We start from the raw sequence: 21,160 nt of genomic DNA on the forward strand, positions 1-21,160 counted from the left end.
ATATATAATATCTTTTTTGCTGTTTTAATCTTTGAAGCGAATCTGCGATTCGCTTGTATTATTTTTTCCTGACTCTAAATTCTTCATTTAACTGGTAATTTATTAATGTCAATAAGCGGTTTTACACTTGCCGCTACCCTGCTGAATGGCGTGTTCAGTTTCACGAAACCATCAAAAAAACCACCGTTTTGCAGGTAAAATTTATCTCCTTCAACGCCGCCTGCATAATCTTTCCGGTAGTTGGCTTTGGCGGTTGCATCGCCCGTGTACACAGCCCCGGTAAGTTGTTGCCAGGTATTTTCACTATCGCCTATCCATTGATTGGTAAACAGGGCTTTGCGGGTTTTATCGCCATTTTCGGGCTCAAAATTCTCAACAAAAGAGTAAAGGCTGGTGAGGTAGGTGGCTTTTTGCGGACGGTTAAAGCTGGCCACCAGGAACCATTTGCCGGCGGCAACATCTTCAAAATAAGCAGTAAACGTGGTTGAATTTTTAGCAGGATCAGGTTCGGCCTTTAACAAAAAGCCGTAGGCTTTCCCGGCTTCCCAGGGGAAGTGCATATAACTTTGCCCGCCCGATCCTTCGTTACCAAATTCGCCAATGTGTACGCCAGTACCGCCTTTTACCAATTTAATGCGCATGCTGTCGGGAATGCTTTTGGGGTCTTCGGTATTAAACGGGCTCCATACAGAAAATAACACCCGGCGTTCGGTAGCTGAGTTTACCTGCATGCCAAAATATCCCTGGCCAAAACCATCTGCCATAAAATAGGATCCAATAACGTCCTGCCCTTTAGGAACAATTATCTGGTTGTAAAACCATTTCACTTTTGTTTTTTTATCATCGGGAACCGTAAATCTCAGGTGCACTGATGGCCCCCTCCTGCCGAAGTGGAACGAACTGCCTTGCTTTACGTAAGCTATATCGGCATCGGGCTGTTTGGTTTGGATGATGAGGTCGCTTACATCGGCATAAACGGCGCCTGTTTTACTCATGCCCTTCAGTTCAATTTTAACATGACCGGCATGCTTTAAATGGATCGTCCCCATCTCAATGGTATCAAAAGCCCGGTTGCTTACCTTTTTAAATATATAATTTTCGCCTGCTTTTATCCCGATCTTACTTTCACCCTGTGGCACCCGTAGCCTTAAGGATACTTTAATATCCTGCGCAACCGAAACCCTGAAATAGACATTCGCGGTTGATTTGGGATCCTTCCAATTCACCAGGCCCTCATCCGTAATGGTATCGGGCGCGTTTACCCAGGCATTGCCACCTAAGGGAATCACCTGCCTTAACTGGGTCGCTTGTGAAGTTGTACCCTGCGCCAGCGAAATGGTGACCGTAAAAACACTTAGTAAAAAAGCAAAGCAGCAGAAGGTTGTTTTTTTCATTTTTGGTTATCAATAAAATACCACCGGGTATCCTTTATAAATGTACTGGCATTTATGATATTGGTAAAAAATAAGATCCTGTATTTCCACGCAAACGTTTGAAAACTGGCCATTTTTATCATTTAAATGGCATCAGTTGTAAATTCAAAAATAGTTTTACTGCTGAAAGTTTCCCCGGGCTTCAATACCGTTGTCGGGAAATGCGCATGGTTTGGCGCATCGGGGTAGTGTTGGGTTTCCAGGCAGAAACCGCTTCTGCGCATATATTTAGCCCCGTTTTTACCGGGAGAATTATCATCAATAAAATTGCCGGTATACAAATGTACCGATGGTTCGGTTGTATAAACATGAAGCACTCTGCCGCTTTGCGGTTCGGATACAGTGGCAGCCATAACCAATTCGGCCGATGCTTGTTGTTTAATTACAAAGGTATTGTCGTAGCCCTGCCCCTGTTTCAATTCCTCATTGCCGGCATCAATCCTTTTGCCTATGGCTGTGGGCTGTGTAAAATCAAACGGGGTATTTTCAACAGCTGCCAAATGGCCTACAGGCACGTGCATCTTATTTACCGGTAAATAGTTTTTTAACGGCATCATTAACTCATGATTTAAAATTGATGAGCCCGCCAATCCCGAGAGGTTAAAATAAGCATGCTGGGTAAGGTTAAGCAAGGTAGTTTTACTTGTTTTGGCTTCAAAAGCCACCTCCAATTGATTTTTGTTGTTCAAAGTATAAGTAACTGTCGTGGTCAGCTCGCCCGGGAAGCCTTCTTCACCATCCGGGCTGATATACCTGAGCACTACACCATTTTTGTCTTTTTGAACAAAATGATTTGCTGCCCAAACTTTTTTATTAAAGCCAACTGCACCCCCATGATGATGAAAGCCGCCCGGCTTAACGGTAAGCTGGTGTTGCACGCCATCCAGCGTTACCAGGCCGCCTGCTATGCGGTTTGCAAAACGACCTACCACAGCGCCGGTGTAATAAGGATCGTTCACGTATCCTTCTACATTATCATAGCCTAAAACAACATCGGCCATAATCCCATCCCGGTCACCCGTTATAATGGCCTGGATAGCTGCACCGTAATTGGTGACGGATACTTGCATGCCGTTTTTATTGCGCAATTCATAAAGCGCAATATCCTGACCATTGGCTGTGCCCCAGTTTTTTACTGTTATTGTATTGCCGCTCATATTTTAGGCTGATAAAGATTTTAAATTAGCAAATTGTAATAAACTTTTCTTGCTGTGATGAAATTAGTAATTAAGCACCTGAAAATACGTTACCTGGCCCCGAAAACAACACACAAACGTTTGCAATACCCGCCAAACGGGCAATAATTTGATAATAATCTGCTAACTTTAATTTTATTTCAAGTACACCAAAAGGATAATGCAATCAAAGCCAACTACTATAAAAGAGATAGCCCAGCTGCTGGGTATCTCGGTATCTACAGTTTCAAGGGCCTTGCATGATCATCCCAGTATCGGACTGAGTACCAGGGCAAAAGTTAAAAAACTGGCGGCCGAACTGAACTACGAACCCAATCAAACCGCCATTTTTTTACAGAAGGGAAAAACCCACACCATTGGTGTTATTTTGCCCGAACTTTCTGAAGCCTTTTTTTCATCGGCCATTAGCGCCATTGAAGATGCCGCTTATAAAAAGAATTACACGGTATTGCTTGCACAATCACATGATGATGAGCAGAAAGAAAAGGAACTGGTGGAGAAAATGAAAAATCACCGTGTAGATGGTCTGCTGGTATCGGTAGGCAAAAACACTTCGTCTTTTCAGCATTTTGAAAACCTCAAAAAGTATAACATCCCTGTAGTTTATTTTGACAGGATACCCAATATTGCCAACATCCACTATGTGGCCTGTAATATGGAAATTGGCACTATCGAGGCTGTTAGTTTCCTGTTAAAAAAAGGGCACCGTGCCATAGGCATGATCAATGGCCCCCAAACTATGGTGGCCACCGGCGAGCGGAAAGAAGGCTATATTAAAGCCATGACCAAAAACCGCCTAAAATTTGACCCATCGCTTATTGTATCATGCGATTTAACGGAGGAAGGCACAAAAAAAGCTTTCGACGAGTTGCTGGCCAACAAAAGGAAACCCACCGCCGTGGTTACGTTTAACGATTATGTAGCCTTATTTGCTATTAAACACGCGCAAAAACTGAACATCAGGATAAATAAAGACCTTGAATTTGTAAGCTACGCCAATTTACCATTAATCAATTATATGGAAAACATCCCGGCAGCATCTGTTGAGCAGTTCCCTTACCTGCAGGGACAAAAAGCTGCTGATATCCTGATGGATTTGCTGCATCACCAGGATAAGGGCAGTAATGAGCAAAGCGCTTATTACAAAATCATTATAGAATCGCAACTGATCGAGAATAAAAAATAAATTAAAAACGGTCAAACGTTTGCGTGGCAGTTTCATTAACTGTTTAAGTATGTTTGATGTGTTAACCGGATATAATATGTTTGATGATATACTGATAAGCTTTGGATTAAACGCTGCCGACTATGATGTGCAGCCTTTTGGTTCGGGTTTAATAAACCATACTTATAAGCTTAAAGGCCATCGCGATGCCTATATCCTGCAGCAAATTAATACTTCGGTTTTTAAAAATCCCGGTTTTATAGCCAACAACCTGGAGCTGGTACGAACGTACCTGGGCAAACATAACCCCGGTTATCTTTTTGTTGCACCGTTAAAAACCATTGATGATCACTTTATGGTAAAATCATCTGAGGGGAAATTTTACAGGTTGTTCCCTTTTATCGATGGATCGCATACGGTTAATTTTTTGCAGGATAAGCAGGAAGCTTTTGAAGCAGCCGTTCAATTTGGGCGGTTTACACGCCTGTTGAATGATTTTGATATCGGCCAGCTGCAATACACGCTATCAGATTTCCATAACCTTAAGCTCCGGTTCGATCAGTTTGAAACAGCATCTAAAAACGCGTTGCCTGTTAGGTTGGCAGAAGCCCCAACCGAGATAAAGGAAGTTTACAATCAATACCAAATATTGCAAACCTACAACCAACTGATATCTAATAACGAGATCCCTTTACGCGCCATTCATCATGATACCAAAATCAATAATGTATTGTTTGACAACCAAAACCATGCGCTTTGTTTGGTAGACCTGGATACCGTTATGCCTGGTTATTATTTAAGCGATGTAGGCGATATGATGCGTACATACCTATCCCCCGCAAATGAAGAGGAAACTAACCTGGATAAGATCCACATCCGTGAAGATTTTTTCCGCGCCATATACAAAGGTTACATGAGCGAAATGGGCAATATCCTGACGGAAGCTGAAAAACAGCTATTCGTTTTTTCGGGAAAACTAATGATTTACATGCAGGCCTTACGCTTTTTAACCGACTTTTTAAACAACGATAGCTACTACGGCGCACAGTATCCGGGTCATAATTTGGTACGGGCAAAAAACCAGTTCAAACTACTTGCTGAATATACAAAGGCCGAGCCATCATTTAAACTGCTGATATCAAGTGTTAACCGGGAGTTTTTAACGGCAGAAAAACAAAGCAATTAATATTTCAGCTGAAAGCTGAAACCATGTTTAACCACGAGGTGAAACCTCGCGGTAGCAAAGAGGTAGCTTTATCAAATTATTTACCCCCTGCCAACCTATCAAATAAACCAATTACTTTCATATTACGCAGTTCGTTTTCCTCCCGGATGGCCGATGGGTTCAGGAAATCTTTATTCAATTGTTCAAACCTTTCATCCAGGCTTTTTGAGGTAGCCAACAGTTGCTTTAACGCAGCAATTACTGCGGGCTTTTGCACATTATTAAACGACGCCTCATTCACCTGCTTCTCGATAGCCTGGTACGTGAGGTAATACACCCTGATATCGGCCATTAATTTAAAGTGCTCAAATTCCTGCTGATTTTTTGTTGGCTTTAGGGCGTACAGCTTTTGGCGGGCCGCAGTGCAACTATCCAGCAATTGTTTAACCGATAATGGTGCGGGCGATTTTACCTCGCCCTGTTGTATTTCATAAGGTGTTGTTTTAAGAGCTTCCCAAAATGATATGGCCCCGGCCCTATCAAACCCGAACTGCTTTTGGCCGTAACTGTATACAAAATTGGTGATGTTTAATGGCAGGTTACTTTTAAGGGCATCGAAATAGGCTGCTATAGACATATTGAACCCCGACAGTGGGTACACGTGCCTGATGGCATACAGCTCGGCCATATCCGCTTCTGATTCAAACACTGCCGAATATTGGCCGGATGTTGACCACGACGTCATGACCATCCCTTTATAGCCCAGTTTGCTTGCAGCCGGGATAAAATTGCTGATATTTTTCAGGTGTTTTTCCCACAGGGTGAGGTTATAATTATCCGGGCTCGACCGGATTGCCGGCGATCCCCAGATTTCGAAACCGCTTTCCATCAACTTTTGGTGGTTGCCAAAATAGCTCATATCCCAGCCATAGTTCCAATCTACAAAAACGGTTTCTTTGGGCAATGATTTAATGGCATCCGGATATTTCAGCGCGATATCGGCCCAAAGCACGGGGCGTTTGCCCAGTTTTATCACGATTTCGCACAGCATTTTAATGTAATCGGTATATAGTTTGGATTTACCTTCTTTTTCGGCCTTGGCCTTACATTTGGCATCGTGCCCCAGCAGGTAGGTTTCATCGCCGCCGATGTGGATATATTTAGAGGTATGTGTGGCAGCAAGTTCGGTATATAAATCGGTAAACAGGGCTTTATCCCCATCCGTTTCCAGGGGGCACACCTGCGATACATCCTTTTGATCCTCGCGAAGGTTTTTATACCGTTGGTGCCGTAAAATGTATTCCACGTGGCCAAAACTTTGTTGCAGCGGTATCACATCAATACCCAGGCTGTCGCAGTAGCGGATAAAGCTTTTAATTTCCAGCTTGCTGTAAGCGTAGCGGTTGGGTATCAAGGGGTGTTTTTCGAAAGGATACGTACCCTCCCACTCCATCACCAGCGTGTTCATCCCGTTTTGGCTTAGCTTTAACGCAAAAGCTTTAAGCGCCGGCATGGTCATTACCTGGATGCGCAGATCGAGATGGAAACCGCGCACCGCAAAAGGTGATTTTGCCTGCTGCGCGATAGCGGCGTTTAAACTAAATAACAGTAATAAAGCGGGTATTAACTTTTTCATGAAATCGCAATCTTAGCGGGTGCTGCTTTCGTTTCTCAAATTTATTTTTTTAACGGGATGCTTAAATATACGTTCCACTTTTATCATCAACAAATAATGTAGCATCAGGATGCCTTCGTAATATTGTTGAAGGGTATTTTTCTGATACTGCGTCATTCAACGTATGATTAACCGCATCTGCTTTTTTTTCGCCCGGCACAATAGCAAATGCAAAAGGGGTATTTATCAATGCCGGGATAGTGAGCGTTAAGGCATGGGTGGGCACATCTTCTATCCTGGCAAAACAGCCATCATTTACCTGCTGCACGCGGCAGGCGTTGTCCAAATCGACAATTTTAACCAACAGTGGATCATTAAAATCGGCCACATGCGGGTCGTTGAAAGCAAGGTGCGTATTTTCGCCAATACCCAAACAAACAATATCCGGCGGGAATTGGTTTAGCAAGTCTGCATAACGGAGACATTCCTGCTCCGCATCGGCGGCGTTGCCATTAAGATAATGTACCGCCTTAAAAGGCGCTTTGCCAAACAAGCGTGCTTTTAAAAAATTGCCAAAACCTTGTGGTGCGTCGGCATCCAGGTTAAGGTATTCATCCATGTGAAAAGCCCTGACACTTGTCCAATCTATATCCCTTTTCAGCAATTCATCCAAAAACTCATTTTGCGACGGCGCCGCCGCGAAAATGAGATTGACGAACTGCTTTGCTTTTAGCAATTGGTTGATTTTTTCGGCAACGGCTTTTGCCGCCGCTATGCCCATGAGATGCCGGCTGCCCGATACTTCAACTTTCAATTGATCTTTTATAAATTCTTTCATCAACTGTGACTTATTTAAATTCTATTTCGATATTCTGCGCCGACCACCAGCAAGAGAAAAAATCTGTACATCTGCATAGCCGCTCGTCGCATCAATCTTTTTGCGGCACACTTGTCATCTTAAATTCCAATGTTCCGCCGTGGCTTATCTGCTCATGCGATATCATGTGGTTTTTTATGGGCTGGCCATCAAATGTAACTGCCTTCACATATTTATTTTGTGCAGATAGATCGGTGGCTTTAATAACCAGTTTATTGCCATTTTGCAGGCTTAGGGCAATATACGGGAATTGAGGCGCGCCGATGCTGTACATACCCGATGCCGGTGTTACCGGGTAAAAACCCATGGTGCCAAAAATATACCAGGCCGATGTTTGGCCGCAATCATCATTACCGTTGATGCCTACAGGGGCGTTGCGGTAATTTTGCCAGCCCACGTTTTGCCTTACCAGTTCCTGGGTTTTCCAGGGCATACCGCAATAGTTAAACAGGTATATGTAATGGTGCCCAGGCTCATTATCGGCGCGGTAGTGACCATCGGTAAAGTTATGGGATAGTTTATCGGCAAAAGCTTTTTCGCCGCCCATAAGGGCTATCATGCCCGGCACGTCCTGCATGGCGCCAAAGGTATAGGTCCACTTGGTGCCTTCGGTAAACCCGCTATCCGGCTTGGCCGACCATTGTCCGTTGGCGTTGCGCGGCGCCATAAATCCGGTAGCGCTGTTATATACGTTTTTATAGTTCTGGCTCCAGGCCATCAGCTGTTTGTAGTCATCATCCTTACCTAAAGCTTTGGCCACCTGGGCTACGCAATAGTCGTCAATACCATACTCAATAGTCCGCGAAACCGATTCGCGGGTTTTATCAACAGGAACATAGCCCAGTTTATGGTAGTTGATAAGGCCGCCACGGGCTTCGTAGCTCGTCCACAAATCGCGGTCGCCCCATTTTTTTTGTGTATCACCGTCGGGAGCCGTAAAAGCATCTTTATGCATGGCCTCATAAGCCAGTTTGGTACTATACCCGCGAAAACCTTTTACATAGGCATCGGCCACCACCGCATCGGCATGGGTGCTTATCATAATATTGGTATAGGTTGGGTTTGGCCACATGGGCATCCAGCCGCCCTCCTGGTACATTTGTAATAAGGATTTCACCATACCGTTTACCCGCTCGGGCTGGGTCAGGGTTAACAAAGGGTGCAAAGCGCGGAAAGTATCCCAAAGCGAATAATCGTTATAGGAAATACCGCTATGTACCTTATCGTCAAACGCGCTGTAATACCGGCCATACTCCGAAAATTGCCTTGGGAACAACAGGGTATGGTAAAGGGCGGTGTAAAATATGGTTTTCTGGCCCGCAGTAATGCCGTTTACCTGTATCACTTTTAATTGTTGTTGCCAGTTATCGCGGGTTGTTTTTACAACTTTGTCGAAATCCCAGTCGGGAATTTCTTTTTTAAGATTGTTGCGGGCCTGGTCAATACTGATGAACGAGGTAGCCACTGCTACTTTGATTTGGGTATTGGTTATTGTTTTAAAAGAGATAAAAGCCCCCATGCGGGTACCAAATTGTTCCTTACTTCCTTTTTTAATGTTGGTGTTATCCCAGGTACCGTATTTACGGATCTGTTTATCAAATTTGATAATAAAATAGCCTTTAAAGTTTTTAAGCTCCGGCCCTATCTGGGCTGATTGCCTGTCGGGATTGTAGCCGGTAATTTCGTTGTTAATGGTATCAACATGAACGTAGCCTTTTAGCTTTTTAAGTCTTGGAGCATAATCGTTTGCCCAATCTTTAAGCTGCGGGTTAAGGTTTATGCCCTGGATAATAAGGTGAGCCTTATCTGCAGCCGGAAAAGTAAACCGGAACATGCCGCAGGTATTTGCTCCCGCTATTTCTGATTTGATGAAGGTTTTATTGTCGGCCTTTAACTTAACCGAATAGTAGTAAGGCTTTGCTATCTCGTCTTTATGATCGTAGCTTAGTTTTCGTTCGTTTGGTAATACACGCAGGTTACCAACCTGGGGCATAATAGATACATAACCATAATCGCCCATCCAAACGGTTGGCTGGTGAGTGGCCAGCAGACCGATAACGGTTTTATCCTCGTATTGATAACACATGCGGCCCATTTTGCTTTCGCCTGTTTGGGCAACAAAGTTTGTCATGGCAAAGGGTACATTTACGCAGGGCATTGTGCCACCACCATCAAGGCCTTTGGCAAAGCCGGTAGTGGCTGTACCTATCAGTGGGTTAACAAAGTCAACTTCGTCTTTTTGAGTTTTTGTAGTGTTTTGTTGGGCATTAGCCGTACCGCTAACTACAACCAGTGAAGCAAACAGGAAAATACTCTTTTTAAATTTCAGGTAAGGCGAGAAAATCATCTTCGACAAATTTTTTGTTTTATAAATAGGTATTTGGCAAATCTCTTATTTTAAAACGATTTCAATTAACAGTTGGTTTATTTTTTTACGAAAACGTTTTTCAGGGAAAGAATCAAGAGGCAAGAATAAAGAATCAAGACATACTGTCTTTAATTTCTCAAAAAGTGTAGTGTTGCGCAACAGGTGAAACAACAAAAAATGTTAACTATTTAAAAATCAAATATTTAACAATTGTCATATTTTACAAGTCGCAACAAAACCGCAACACGTTCATATGCAGTATGATTTATTGACGTTTTTTTGAAACCCAAAAGCTCCGGCTTTTTTGAAACCGGAGCTTTTTATACTGAACATGTTAAAACCTTATTTTTTTTTCGCCGGCATCCACTCCTTTTATAAATTTGATAAGGCCTGCCATGTAGGTTTGCTGGTCATCGTACATACTCATATGGCTTCCGTTGGGGCAATACAAATAACTGCCGTTTTGTACCAGCTGAGATACTTTTTCCATGTGCTTTGGGTCCATGGTATCATATTGACCGCCGATGCTTAGCGTTGGTACAGCTATTTTCGGTAAGTCGGCCATCCTATCCCAGTTTAGCAGCTTGCCGGCTACACCAAATTCGCTTGGGCCTTGCATGGTTACATATAACGATTCGTTCAGTTTACCCATTGCCCTGTTAAGCGGTTCGGGCCATTGATCAAGCGGGATGCGGCAAATGTGTTTGGCATAAAAATTTGGCAGCAGCAATTGCATATATTCCGGATTCTTAAAATCGCCTTTGGCCTCAATAGCACGGATTTTTGCCAGCACTTTGGGGTCAAACTGTTTCGCCAGTACATCATTAGCATATTTGCCGTAGTCCGGCACGCTCATCATCATATTTGAAATGATAAGACCTTTTAAATTACGCTGATATTTTTGCGCATACTCCATAGCCAGGATACCGCCCCATGAGTGGCCAAGCAGGTAAAAATTACTGCTATCCAGCTTTAAGGCCTGCCGTACCTGTTCTACCTCCTCAACATAACGGGGCAGGCTCCACATGGATGTATCTTTAGGATTGTCGGAATTGCCACAGCCCAACTGGTCATAATAAACCAGTTCGATGCCTTCGGCCGGCAAAAAGCTTTCCATACACTCAAAGTATTCGTGTGTGGCACCAGGGCCGCCGTTAAGCAGCAGCAATTTAATTTTAGGATTGTTGCCCAGCTTTTTTGTCCAAACGTGGAACTTGCCCTTGGGTGTATTGATGGTTACTATTTGAACGCCACCTGTTTTAACACCACTGGTGGTATCGCTAAAATAGCTGCTTAAAGTAACATCGCCCGGCTGGGAAATTGGAGGTTGTTTACAAGCAGTTAGCCACGCTGCAGCAGCAACAATAAGTACTGCAAAATATTTTTTCATCATAAAGTTTATGTTGTATAATGATATAAAGCTAACCAATAAAACTCAAGCCAACAAAAAAGCCGCCATTGCAGCGGCAGCTTTTAATTATTGAAACCAATTGATCCATATCTGAAGCTTTCAGCATTATGCTTTGGGCTTTCAGCTTTTAAGTACTATTCTAAAAATTTCTTTTTTAGCTTCTTAATATCGTCGTTGGTCAATCCAATTTGGGTTTTAAGATAGTTATCAACCGAGCCATATTGCTTTTTAATTTGGCTGAATGTTGCATCAAGGTATTCGGGGTTGGCGGCCATTACGTTTTTGGCTACAGTTTCGTCAATGTTCATGGCTTTTACCATCATCTTTTCCATTTTGGCGTTCTCGGCAGTGCGGTAATAGTTTGTGGCTTTATAATCGTCCATAATAGTTTCATAAGGAACGCCTAAACTGTACAAAATTAACGCTGCGCCTATACCGGTACGGTCTTTACCTGCCGTGCAATGAAAAACAAGGCTTTTATCTGCCGGCAGGTTTAACAGTTTACCAAACATGGGTTTATACCTATCGGCCAATGGCGCTATGTTGCTGTAGTAATTTAACAGGATAGAATCGCCGCTGCCCTTCACATTTTTAAAGCTGTTCATCATGTTACCAACATTTTCGCTTCCGGCGGGGCACAAAATATAGTCGGTATTTGGATTCATACGATCTGGCGCCTGTTTTGATTCCTGTACGCCGCGTAAATCCACATCATAGGCTATATTTCTTTTGTTCAACTCTACCAAATCCTGATCGGTAAGCTTGCTCATATCCGCACTGCGGTAAACCTTGCCCCATTTTAAGTGATGGCCGTCTTTGGTTGTATAGCCACCTAAATCGCGAAAATTTACGGCGCCCTGTAGTTCAACCTTGCGTTTGGCGCTATCGGCAACTTGCGCATTAACACCTGTAGCAATACAAGCAGCTACTAATAATAATTGTAGTTTTTTCATATCGGTTTTAATGTAAAAAACAGGGTGCTTATTGCTAAGCCCCTGTTTTTTAAGTGTATTGTTTAGGTTGATTTTATTTTGTTAACCATGTGTCTTTAAATACATCATCAGTTCCACCAAACTGGCTGCTTATTGCTTTTTGGTAATTGGCACCATTAGCATTAATCTCATCTAAAGGATATAACCAACGGCGCGGCAACTTACCGCCTGCAGTGCCAATACCAGTGCCACCTTCGCTAAATTGCGCAGGTAAGCCGGTACGACGGTGGTTAAGAAATGCTTCCCAGCCAGAGTTCATGAACAAGGCCACATATTTTTGTTGTAAAATCTGAGCAAGGGCAGCAGTTGGCGACGCTACATTGTAGCTCACATTGGCCAGGAATGTGGCGTTATCTGTGGTAACAGTACCAAGACTTTTACCCGCTGCATCTGATATAGTTACTGTTGAGTTTGTGGCAACATTTAAACCAAAGTTACTAAACGAGGCAGCAATACCTTTATCGTACCAGGTTTTAGCATCAGCGGCGGTAAGTGTTGCAACCCAGCCCCTATTGATACCTTCGGCAATATTAAAGCTCATTTCAGGATAACCAATAAAAATAAAAGGCTCGGCTTTACTGCCTGTAGCATCACCCAAGTAACGTTGAGCGTTAAAAAACGAATATTTGCCGGTAGGGCCTTCGTTTTGCAATGTAGCCAACGCAGTACCCGGATCGGCACCAATATAGTTTGCAAAATTACCAACATCAGTAGTTTTCACCGGAGTAGCCATCAAATATGTCCGCGGATCTTTGGTAGATGTTGTAATATCCAATACCGGTTTACCCACATTCATAAAGTTATTATATGAGTTGCTACCCGAAGCGAAAATAGGATACGGAGTTGCAGTTGTATATTTGTAAACAACGTTATCACTATTGCTTGTCATTATAGGATAGGTAGCTGCGTTACCCAATATAGCGGCAAACTGCGATTTGATGTTTAAATCGGCGTTGTCATCAGCTCTTTTGCTCAGGCTTATCAATACTCTTAATTTATAGGTATTGATAACTTTTTGCCATTGCAGGTTGGTTAACGCAAAAATATCGCCACCATCCAAAACGGTTCCTGGTGAGCCCAGAGCTGCTAAAATAGCATTAGCATCGTCCAGCAGTTTCAACGAGTTTTTATAAACATCGTGCTGTGTATCAAAAGCCGGGGTAACATAATTTGCAATATCGCCTGCCTGGGTCATCGGAATATCACCTACCCTTTGTGCTAACCAAACTGCTGAGTACGCACGAAAGAACTTTGATATGGCAAAATACTTGTTAGTTGTGTTACCAAATTGCGTTTTTGCCTGAAACTCCAATTGCACGGCATACTTCAATATCTCGTAACTATGAGCGCTGTATGACCAGCTATCTTCATTAGTGCCCCAATATTTAGCATAGTTAGATACCTGGAACTGATTATTTTTATAAACATCACCACCAAATGGCATCTCATCCGATCTAACCAGTATAGCGGTAAGGTGGTTAACGATTAGTGAAACCGGGATCGCCGAGTTCGCGTTAACCGCGTTGGGATTCAGGTTAAGGTCTCCCTTTTGACAGCTCGTGATCGACATCGTCAATACAACGGCTGCTGTTATTATTTTAAAAGCTTTCATCTTTATAAATATGTTTTATAAAATTTTTAGAATGTTACGTTTAGGTTGAAACCATACCTGCGGGCAGTTGTACTTTGTAATGCGCCATTAGCCTGGGCACCACCGGTAGTACCGGTAGTCGAGTCGAAACCAGAAGCGTATTGATCAATGTCAAAGTCCTTACGTGCTGCAAAATATAAAAGGTTTCTGCCTACCAACGATATTGATACCGCTTTGATAGCCCTGTTTTTCAGGTATTTAGAGGGAACGTTATAACCAAGCGTTACTTCACGTAATTTGGCAAATGATCTGCTGATCATGAATGATTCATCGATAGATTTAACGTTACCGTTCAAATAACCTTGTACAGTTATTGCCTTGGTATTAGGCGCGAATGTAAGATCGCTTAAGTTTGATATAACACCGTTTTGATATTTAGGGGTACCACTGGTGATGGTAACACCGGCACCGCTTTCGTTACCTAATAATGAAGGAGTTGGCGCTTGTGTACCGGTTTTGGTTGATTGCCACTCCGCTAAACGTGCGGCACCAATTACACCGTTAACGGTAGATAGATCAGTACCACCCTGCCTGGCGGCATAATAGTTATAATCGTAAATCACTCCGCCTATACGGCCGTCAACCTGGAAACTGAAGCTAAAGTTTTTGTACGAGAACCTGTTGTTGATACCAAAGGTAAAATCAGGATTTAAATGGCCTAATGCACCATATAACTGACTGTTTGATCCGGAAGCTTTTAATAAGGCACCGCTTGCATCATAAACAATGTTACCCGAACCATCTCTTAAAAATTTAGTTCCGTATACTTCATCAACTCTATCGCCAACTGCAAAGCTATGGTTAGGTACAAGTGCAATTGTAGAGTTGGTTCCGTAACCAATTGATGAAAGCGTTTCTTTAAATGTAGAATAATTTAAATTAATGTCCCATGAGAATCCGTCTTTGTTGCGGAAAGGAGAACCTGTTAATGCTACTTCCCAACCGGCTCTTTTTGTAGTAACCGCGTTTTCGTTTTGAGCGGTAAAACCAGTTGCCGGGTCAACCGGGAACGGATAAATTTGCGGCCCATTCTGTGTATCAAAATAAGTTACATCCAAACCTAAACGATTTTGCAGGAATTTAATATCCATACCCGCTTCGTATGATATCCTTTTAAGGGACTTTAATTCGGGGTTGGCTTTGGTATTTGAGTAACCTACTGATGCAGAATTATTATATAATGTTGTATAAGATGCAAGATCCTGATTACTATAAGTTGGTCCATCATATGAACTATATAATTCAGTACCGTAGCCCAGTAATGTGTTTGTGGTTGCACCTGTGTTTGTAACCTGTTTATAAGCGGTACCAATAGTTGACATTGTTAAACCGCTTTTAAGTACCGCTTCAGAAGCGCGGAATTTTAAGAAACTGATGGCTTCTGGCAGGTCAACATAGTCAGAAACTGCTGTCGACAATGAAACTGATGGATAAAAGAAGGTATCATGACCGGAAGCAAAAGTTGACAATTTATCAACCCGGCCTGTAGTGTTTACGTTAAGGTACTTATCGTAGGCAATATCAAATGAATAGTAACCGCTATAAACCTGCATTTTTGAATTCCAGTTATAGGTAAGCGCAGGTTGCAAAGAGTTTGATAATCCGTATACGTTCGGAATCGCCAAAGCGCGTGTTGTACCGTAGAATGAATCGTAGGTAAATGAACGCGAGTTGGCACCCAATAAACCTGTAAATATGAATTTGCCAAAGGTTTTGTTGTAGTTTAACTGTAAATCGGTATTGTTTTCAAACAACTTACGGTCATCTTGGCGATAATCACCATACCAGCCAAATTTATACCATTGTGTGTAAGCATTTAAGTTGGCCGATGACGGAACCTGCTCTGTTCTTTGCTGGTTCCAGGTAGATACTTGTGAACGCAAACTAACATTAAGATCTTTAGAGATCTTGTAGTTTAAACGCAAATAAGCATAAATATCAGTCTTGTCATGACCACGCAGCCATTTTTCGGCCATAAACCACGGGTTATTCAAACGGCCGTATTCCTGTGCATATTGTACCAGGTTAGGTACGCCCATTGGGCCCTTGTAAATATCTTTCAGGTCGCGCACGTCATAATCTGCCGACCCATACACTTTAAACATGTATATATAACTGTTTGGGCCGTAGCTAACATCAGGAATGTTTGGAGTATACTGTTTGTTAAAGTTCATACTTCCATCAATGCTCAGCTTTGATGTTATGTTATAGCTCGAATTAAGGCTGAAGTTGTCAGAATTTAACTTAGTATTCGGGAACATACCTTTTTGGTAAAGGTGCGTATATGACAACCTGATGTTGTAATTTGAACCGCTTGCTGCAACGGCCAGGTTGTTGGTAGATATAATACCTGTTTGTCTGAAATTAGCGAAGTTGTCTTTACCACGGGCAATCCACGGAGTTGGCGTACGTACACCTGTTACGGTATTGTAAGGGCTATCGTACTGACGCAATAACTGGCCTTCAAAGCGTGGACCGTATTCACCTAAACGGTTGCCGTTATCGTACAAAGCATCGGCAGCAGGTACATAAACGTTACTGTTATCTTTAGCCTGGTACTCATAATGGTAAGCATTACCGCGTCCGTATTCTGTTTGTGCTTCAGGCGCTGCAATAAGGCCACCTTCAAACAAAGTGCTGCTGTTTAAGTTAACTTCCCAACCTTTTTTATCGTTTGTTCCTTTTTTAGTAGTAATAATAATTGCACCGTTTATACCTCTTGAACCATACAATGCTGCGGCATTGGGTCCTTTTAATATAGTATAGGTATCGATATCATCGGGGCTTATATTCCAGGTATCCGAGTTGATCGGGCTGCCGTCAACCACAAAAAGCAAATCCTTGCTACCACGTAAAACAATTTCGGGCCTGCCCAATAATTCGGCATTGGTACCTACTGTTAAACCGGCAACTTTACCTGCTAATGAGTTGATAGGGTTAGGTTCACGGGCTTTAACCAATTCAGGGCCTTTAACTTCCTGAACAGAGTAACCAATTTTCCTTACTTCTTTTTTTATACCGTAAGCTGTCACCACAACTTCCGTTAAAGCTTTTGAATCGGTTTTCATTGTTACCGAAAGATTGGGATCGGTACCAATTTCAACCTCCTGCGGTGCGTAACCGAGGAATTTAAACGTTAAAACCTGGCCTTTTGAGGCACCAATGGTAAAACGGCCTTCGCGGCCTGTGACCGTACCCGTCGAGGTTCCTTTAATCTGAACAGCCACCCCCGGAAAAGGCTGGTTATTTTCATCCAAAACAATACCCCTAATTGTTGTATTCTGGGCGTACAGGTTACTGCATATAAATACCGAGGCAATTATAATAAGTAACCATCGAGAAACTTTGAGTAAATTTTTTTCCATCGCAAGTTTATTTTTCTTGCAAAACTATTACCGCAGTGTTAAGCCCGAATTGTTAGCGTAACATTAAAGAATTAAGAAATCATGAAGAAAATGATTTTTAGGCGCTTAACATATCCAAAATGTTAAATTTTGTTAAAATCATAACCCCAGGGAAAAATATATCTTATTGATTAATTGCATTATTTCTTTTTATTAATTTAACTATTGCCGTATATGACCCGCTAAAATGTCTTGATCGGCCCGCACTAATATGACCGGTTTACGGCTACATTTGATCATTCAAAATCAATTCAACAACCCTACTATTATGGAAATCAGACAAAAGATCACCCCGTTTTTATGGTTCGACAATAATGCCGAAGAAGCCATCAATTTTTATATTGCTGTATTTGAAGGATCGGCCATAGGCGACCTTGCGCGGTACGGCGATGCAGGCCCCGGCAAAACAGGCAGACTAATGACGGGTACATTCAGTTTGGCAGGCCAGCAGTTTATGGCGCTTAACGGCGGCCCGATGTTTAAATTCAACGAGGCAGTATCGTTGTTTGTTGATTGTAAACACCAGGGAGAAGTAGATTACTTTTGGGAAAAACTATCCGAAGGTGGCCAAAAATCGCGCTGCGGATGGCTGAAAGATAAATTTGGTCTGTCGTGGCAAATAGTACCCGACACCCTGACCAAGGTTTTATATGGAGCAGACCGTGAAGGCTCGGCAAGGGCTATGCAAGCCATGATGAAAATGGATAAGCTTATTGTTAAGGATTTGCAGGACGCTTACGATGGTAAGTAACAACACCTAATATAATAACCAGCCAGTTTGCAAACAGCCTGGCCGGTTTTACCGTGCATAATTTTCGGGCGCATTGTAACAATTAAGTTGGCAAACAGCCTAAACCTGGCTTTATTTATTAAATTGCAGTTTAAATTAACTGACTGACTTATGAAACAACTGCTACTCTGCTTAGGGCTTGCTTTATGCTGTTCGCTTGCGGGCGCACAAACTGTCCCGCCATCTGACGATGCCACCTATATCAAGGACAATTACACCAAGATGGAAAAGTACATTACCATGCGCGACGGTAAAAAACTTTTCACTTCCATTTACCTGCCGAAAGATCAATCAAAAAAGTACCCCATCATGATGACGCGTACGCCGTATACCGTTGCCCCTTATGGCGAAAACGAATACAGGCGCACACTTGGTCAAAACATGTTGTTTGCCAGGGCAGGGTATATTTTTGTTTACCAGGATGTGCGTGGCCGGTGGATGAGTGAAGGCGACTACGTAGATGTACGCCCTATTTTGGATAAGAAAAAAAGCAAAACCGATATTGACGAAAGCACCGATACTTATGATACTATTGACTGGCTGGTAAAAAACCTGCCGAATAATAATGGCCGCGTTGGTATTGAAGGTATCTCCTACCCTGGCTTTTATTCCAGTGCCTCGTTGCCAAACGCACACCCCGCATTGAAGGCTGTATCGCCACAGGCTCCGGTTACCGATTGGTTTATAGGCGACGATTTTCACCACAATGGTGCGTTTATGATGATGGATGCATTTAACTTTTACAGTGGCTTTGGCATCCCGCGGCCCAAGCCTATTACACCAAAAGAATTTAAAAGCAATATTAAACCTGTATTTAAGGATAACTACAAATTTTACCTGGAAATGGGTGCGTTGCCCAATTTCAAAAAGAAATACATGGGCGATTCAATCAAATTCTGGAACGATTTAATGTCGCACCCTAATTATGATGCATTTTGGAAAGCAATGAACATCCGCCCGCACTTAGTCAACATCAAACCGGCTACCATGACTGTCGGAGGTTTTTTTGACGCCGAAGATTGCTTTGGTGCCTTGCATGTGTATGATGCACTGGAAAAACAAAACCCGCAAAGTCATAAAAACATGCTGGTTATGGGTCCATGGTTCCACGGCGGATGGGAAAGCAAAGATGCTACGCTTTTTGCCGATCAGAATTTCGGATCTAATACAGCCGAATGGTTCCGCGAAAACATCGAACTTCCGTTTTTTAATTACTATTTGAAAGATGAAGGCAAAATGGAGTTACCCGAGGCCAGCATATTCATAACAGGCAGCAACCAATGGAAAAAGTTTGAAACATGGCCGCCAAAAAACACCACCGAAAAAACACTTTACTTTCAGCCTGATGGCAAATTGTCATTCACTGCTCCATCGGCAACTGATAGTTTTGACGAATATGTAAGCGATCCGAATGCGCCCGTACCTTACCAGGACGGCATCCAAAAAGGCCGTACGCGCGAATATATGCTGGACGACCAACGTTTTGCCGGCCGCAGGCCCGATGTTAAGGTTTACCAAACAGATACCCTTACGGAAGATATGACCCTGACAGGCCCTGTAATGGCCGATCTGTTTGCATCAACAACCGGTACCGATGCCGACTATGTAGTAAAGCTGATTGATGTTTTCCCTGATGATTACCCTAATGCAAACCCCAATCCTAAAAATGTAACCCTTGCCGGTTACCAGATGCTTATCCGTGGCGAAGTGTTCAGGGGGCGTTTCCGTAATTCGTTCGAAAAACCGGAAGCATTTGTTCCCGGTAAAGTTACCGAAGTAAAATATGCACTGCCCGATGTTGGCCATACCTTCAGGAAAGGTCATCGCATTATGATCCAGGTACAAAACTCCTGGTTCCCGCTGGTTGACCGCAACCCGCAAAAGTTTGTGGATATATACCAGGCCACCGATGCCGATTTCCAGAAAGCAACCCACCGTATTTACCACGACGTACAAAACAAATCGTCGGTAAAAGTTACCGTATTAGAAAATTAACAGTTAAAAAAATTAATAACCAGAAAAAGGGTTAGCGAAACAAATCGTTAATCCGTTTTTTATTGAGCGACGTTTTAACCACTATAGCTTAGCTGTCTTTATCTCACATCCCCTATCTATCGCAATCGCTGTTCTCCTTTTCGTCCTGACTTGATACTAAGTGCCTGATACTAAAATAAATTTCATTTAAAATTTGGAGTTGTGATGAATCTGTATTATCATTGCAGTGTACTAATATAGTAGTACACTAAATTAAACTCCATGATTAGCATTAACCACCTAAACTTTGGGTACCAAAAAAATCAATTGGTACTTAACAACCTTAACCTGCGCATAAAGCCGGGACATATTTACGGGCTACTTGGGCGCAACGGCGCAGGCAAATCCAGCTTGCTGCATAATATTTGCGGGCTTTTGTTTCCGCTAAGCGGCTCCTGCGATGTAGCCGGCCAAAACCCGGCACAGCGATCTCCAGAGTTTTTACAGCAGGTTTACCTGCTGCCCGAAGAAATTTACCTGCCTAACGTATCTATCAAAAACTACCTCAGTATTTATGCCCCCTTCTACCCAGCGTTTGACCATGACATGTTTTACCGCTTTTTAACTGAGTTTGAAATTCCGCAGGACAACAAACTACAGCGTATGAGTTATGGTCAAAAAAAGAAAGTGTTAATAAGCTTCGCGCTGGCCACACAGGCAAAGGTATTACTGATGGACGAGCCAACCAATGGTCTTGATATCCCATCCAAAAAACAATTTCGCAAAATTATTGCCGGCGTAATTAAGGATGATCAGCTCATTATCATCAGTACCCACCAGGTAAAAGATCTGGATAGCCTCATTGATTATGTAATGATACTGGAAGACCAGCAAATTATCCTCAACCAGCCGGTAGAAAACATAACCGATAAACTTGCCTTTAAGCAGGTGATGAACCTTGACGACGTTGCCAGCCCCATTTACAGCGAGGGTGCCTTAAAAGGCTACGCTGTGGTAGCCATTAACCACAAAAAAGAAAACTCGAGGCTGGATATGGAGATGTTTTTTAACGCCGTACTTACCGAAAAACAACAGGTGCTTTCACAATTTAACTAAAAA

The 21,160-nt window shown here is 42.7% G+C and carries 14 protein-coding genes; 5 read left to right on the forward strand and 9 right to left on the reverse strand.

Translation table 11 applies throughout. The annotated features are described in order from the left end of the window. Positions 1–83: 83 nt before the first annotated feature. Both AC1RM2_RS27520 and AC1RM2_RS27525 read right to left on the reverse strand, forming a co-directional pair. Positions 84–1,394, reverse strand: coding sequence for a DUF3472 domain-containing protein (locus AC1RM2_RS27520; protein WP_492988367.1), 1,311 nt, complete (start codon positions 1,392–1,394; stop codon positions 84–86). Positions 1,395–1,516: 122 nt separating this feature from the next. Beyond that, positions 1,517–2,590: an aldose epimerase family protein gene (locus tag AC1RM2_RS27525; protein ID WP_492988368.1), complete on the reverse strand. Its 1,074-nt coding sequence runs from the start codon at positions 2,588–2,590 to the stop codon at positions 1,517–1,519. Between the two features lie 199 nt (positions 2,591–2,789). Here AC1RM2_RS27525 and AC1RM2_RS27530 point away from each other — a divergent pair, with 199 nt between their 5' ends. After that, entirely contained in the window at positions 2,790–3,815 is a 1,026-nt protein-coding gene (locus AC1RM2_RS27530; protein ID WP_492988369.1) for a LacI family DNA-binding transcriptional regulator, read from the forward strand. A gap of 76 nt (positions 3,816–3,891) precedes the next feature. After that, positions 3,892–4,980, forward strand: a complete 1,089-nt coding sequence (locus tag AC1RM2_RS27535) for a phosphotransferase enzyme family protein (RefSeq protein ID WP_492988370.1) — start codon at positions 3,892–3,894, stop codon at positions 4,978–4,980. Positions 4,981–5,056: 76 nt separating this feature from the next. Here AC1RM2_RS27535 and AC1RM2_RS27540 read toward each other — a convergent pair whose 3' ends face one another. The 7 genes from AC1RM2_RS27540 to AC1RM2_RS27570 all read right to left on the reverse strand — a co-directional run bounded on the left by AC1RM2_RS27540 (position 5,057) and on the right by AC1RM2_RS27570 (position 17,238). Then, positions 5,057–6,595: a beta-N-acetylhexosaminidase gene (locus AC1RM2_RS27540; protein ID WP_492988371.1), complete on the reverse strand. Its 1,539-nt coding sequence runs from the start codon at positions 6,593–6,595 to the stop codon at positions 5,057–5,059. A 61-nt stretch (positions 6,596–6,656) separates the two neighbouring features. Continuing rightward, complete coding sequence (locus AC1RM2_RS27545; protein ID WP_492988372.1) at positions 6,657–7,412, reverse strand: glucosamine-6-phosphate deaminase; 756 nt, start codon at positions 7,410–7,412, stop codon at positions 6,657–6,659. A gap of 91 nt (positions 7,413–7,503) precedes the next feature. Then, positions 7,504–9,798, reverse strand: coding sequence for a GH92 family glycosyl hydrolase (locus AC1RM2_RS27550; RefSeq protein WP_492989286.1), 2,295 nt, complete (start codon positions 9,796–9,798; stop codon positions 7,504–7,506). 355 nt (positions 9,799–10,153) lie between these two features. Continuing rightward, entirely contained in the window at positions 10,154–11,212 is a 1,059-nt protein-coding gene (locus tag AC1RM2_RS27555) for a proline iminopeptidase-family hydrolase (protein ID WP_492988373.1), read from the reverse strand. A gap of 152 nt (positions 11,213–11,364) precedes the next feature. Then, on the reverse strand, positions 11,365–12,183 hold the full coding sequence (locus AC1RM2_RS27560) for a tyrosine-protein phosphatase (protein WP_492988374.1): 819 nt from the start codon (positions 12,181–12,183) through the stop codon (positions 11,365–11,367). Between the two features lie 73 nt (positions 12,184–12,256). Next, on the reverse strand, positions 12,257–13,834 hold the full coding sequence (locus AC1RM2_RS27565; RefSeq protein WP_492988375.1) for a SusD/RagB family nutrient-binding outer membrane lipoprotein: 1,578 nt from the start codon (positions 13,832–13,834) through the stop codon (positions 12,257–12,259). A gap of 26 nt (positions 13,835–13,860) precedes the next feature. Continuing rightward, positions 13,861–17,238 carry a SusC/RagA family TonB-linked outer membrane protein gene (locus tag AC1RM2_RS27570; RefSeq protein WP_492988376.1) on the reverse strand — a complete coding sequence of 1,126 codons (3,378 nt, stop codon included), beginning with the start codon at positions 17,236–17,238 and terminating at the stop codon, positions 13,861–13,863. A gap of 307 nt (positions 17,239–17,545) precedes the next feature. Between AC1RM2_RS27570 and AC1RM2_RS27575 the strand changes: the two genes are divergently transcribed. From AC1RM2_RS27575 to AC1RM2_RS27585, 3 genes are all read left to right on the forward strand, one after another. Further along, positions 17,546–18,028, forward strand: a complete 483-nt coding sequence (locus AC1RM2_RS27575) for a VOC family protein (protein ID WP_492988377.1) — start codon at positions 17,546–17,548, stop codon at positions 18,026–18,028. A gap of 150 nt (positions 18,029–18,178) precedes the next feature. Beyond that, complete coding sequence (locus AC1RM2_RS27580) at positions 18,179–20,062, forward strand: CocE/NonD family hydrolase (RefSeq protein ID WP_492988378.1); 1,884 nt, start codon at positions 18,179–18,181, stop codon at positions 20,060–20,062. A 261-nt stretch (positions 20,063–20,323) separates the two neighbouring features. Next, positions 20,324–21,157, forward strand: a complete 834-nt coding sequence (locus AC1RM2_RS27585) for an ABC transporter ATP-binding protein (protein WP_492988379.1) — start codon at positions 20,324–20,326, stop codon at positions 21,155–21,157. Positions 21,158–21,160 lie beyond the last annotated feature (3 nt).

It is taken from the genome of Mucilaginibacter sp. GW822-FHT03E02 (assembly GCF_058801545.1).

What these genes read in the sequence shown, in the direction of transcription:
- AC1RM2_RS27520 (WP_492988367.1), bottom strand. Translation starts at nt 1,394, where the DNA reads ATGAAAAAAACAACCTTCTGCTGCTTTGCTTTTTTACTAAGTGTTTTT.
- AC1RM2_RS27525 (WP_492988368.1), bottom strand. Translation starts at nt 2,590, where the DNA reads ATGAGCGGCAATACAATAACAGTAAAAAACTGGGGCACAGCCAATGGT.
- AC1RM2_RS27530 (WP_492988369.1), top strand. Translation starts at nt 2,790, where the DNA reads ATGCAATCAAAGCCAACTACTATAAAAGAGATAGCCCAGCTGCTGGGT.
- AC1RM2_RS27535 (WP_492988370.1), top strand. Translation starts at nt 3,892, where the DNA reads ATGTTTGATGATATACTGATAAGCTTTGGATTAAACGCTGCCGACTAT.
- AC1RM2_RS27540 (WP_492988371.1), bottom strand. Translation starts at nt 6,595, where the DNA reads ATGAAAAAGTTAATACCCGCTTTATTACTGTTATTTAGTTTAAACGCC.
- AC1RM2_RS27545 (WP_492988372.1), bottom strand. Translation starts at nt 7,412, where the DNA reads ATGAAAGAATTTATAAAAGATCAATTGAAAGTTGAAGTATCGGGCAGC.
- AC1RM2_RS27550 (WP_492989286.1), bottom strand. Translation starts at nt 9,798, where the DNA reads ATGATTTTCTCGCCTTACCTGAAATTTAAAAAGAGTATTTTCCTGTTT.
- AC1RM2_RS27555 (WP_492988373.1), bottom strand. Translation starts at nt 11,212, where the DNA reads ATGATGAAAAAATATTTTGCAGTACTTATTGTTGCTGCTGCAGCGTGG.
- AC1RM2_RS27560 (WP_492988374.1), bottom strand. Translation starts at nt 12,183, where the DNA reads ATGAAAAAACTACAATTATTATTAGTAGCTGCTTGTATTGCTACAGGT.
- AC1RM2_RS27565 (WP_492988375.1), bottom strand. Translation starts at nt 13,834, where the DNA reads ATGAAAGCTTTTAAAATAATAACAGCAGCCGTTGTATTGACGATGTCG.
- AC1RM2_RS27570 (WP_492988376.1), bottom strand. Translation starts at nt 17,238, where the DNA reads ATGGAAAAAAATTTACTCAAAGTTTCTCGATGGTTACTTATTATAATT.
- AC1RM2_RS27575 (WP_492988377.1), top strand. Translation starts at nt 17,546, where the DNA reads ATGGAAATCAGACAAAAGATCACCCCGTTTTTATGGTTCGACAATAAT.
- AC1RM2_RS27580 (WP_492988378.1), top strand. Translation starts at nt 18,179, where the DNA reads ATGAAACAACTGCTACTCTGCTTAGGGCTTGCTTTATGCTGTTCGCTT.
- AC1RM2_RS27585 (WP_492988379.1), top strand. Translation starts at nt 20,324, where the DNA reads ATGATTAGCATTAACCACCTAAACTTTGGGTACCAAAAAAATCAATTG.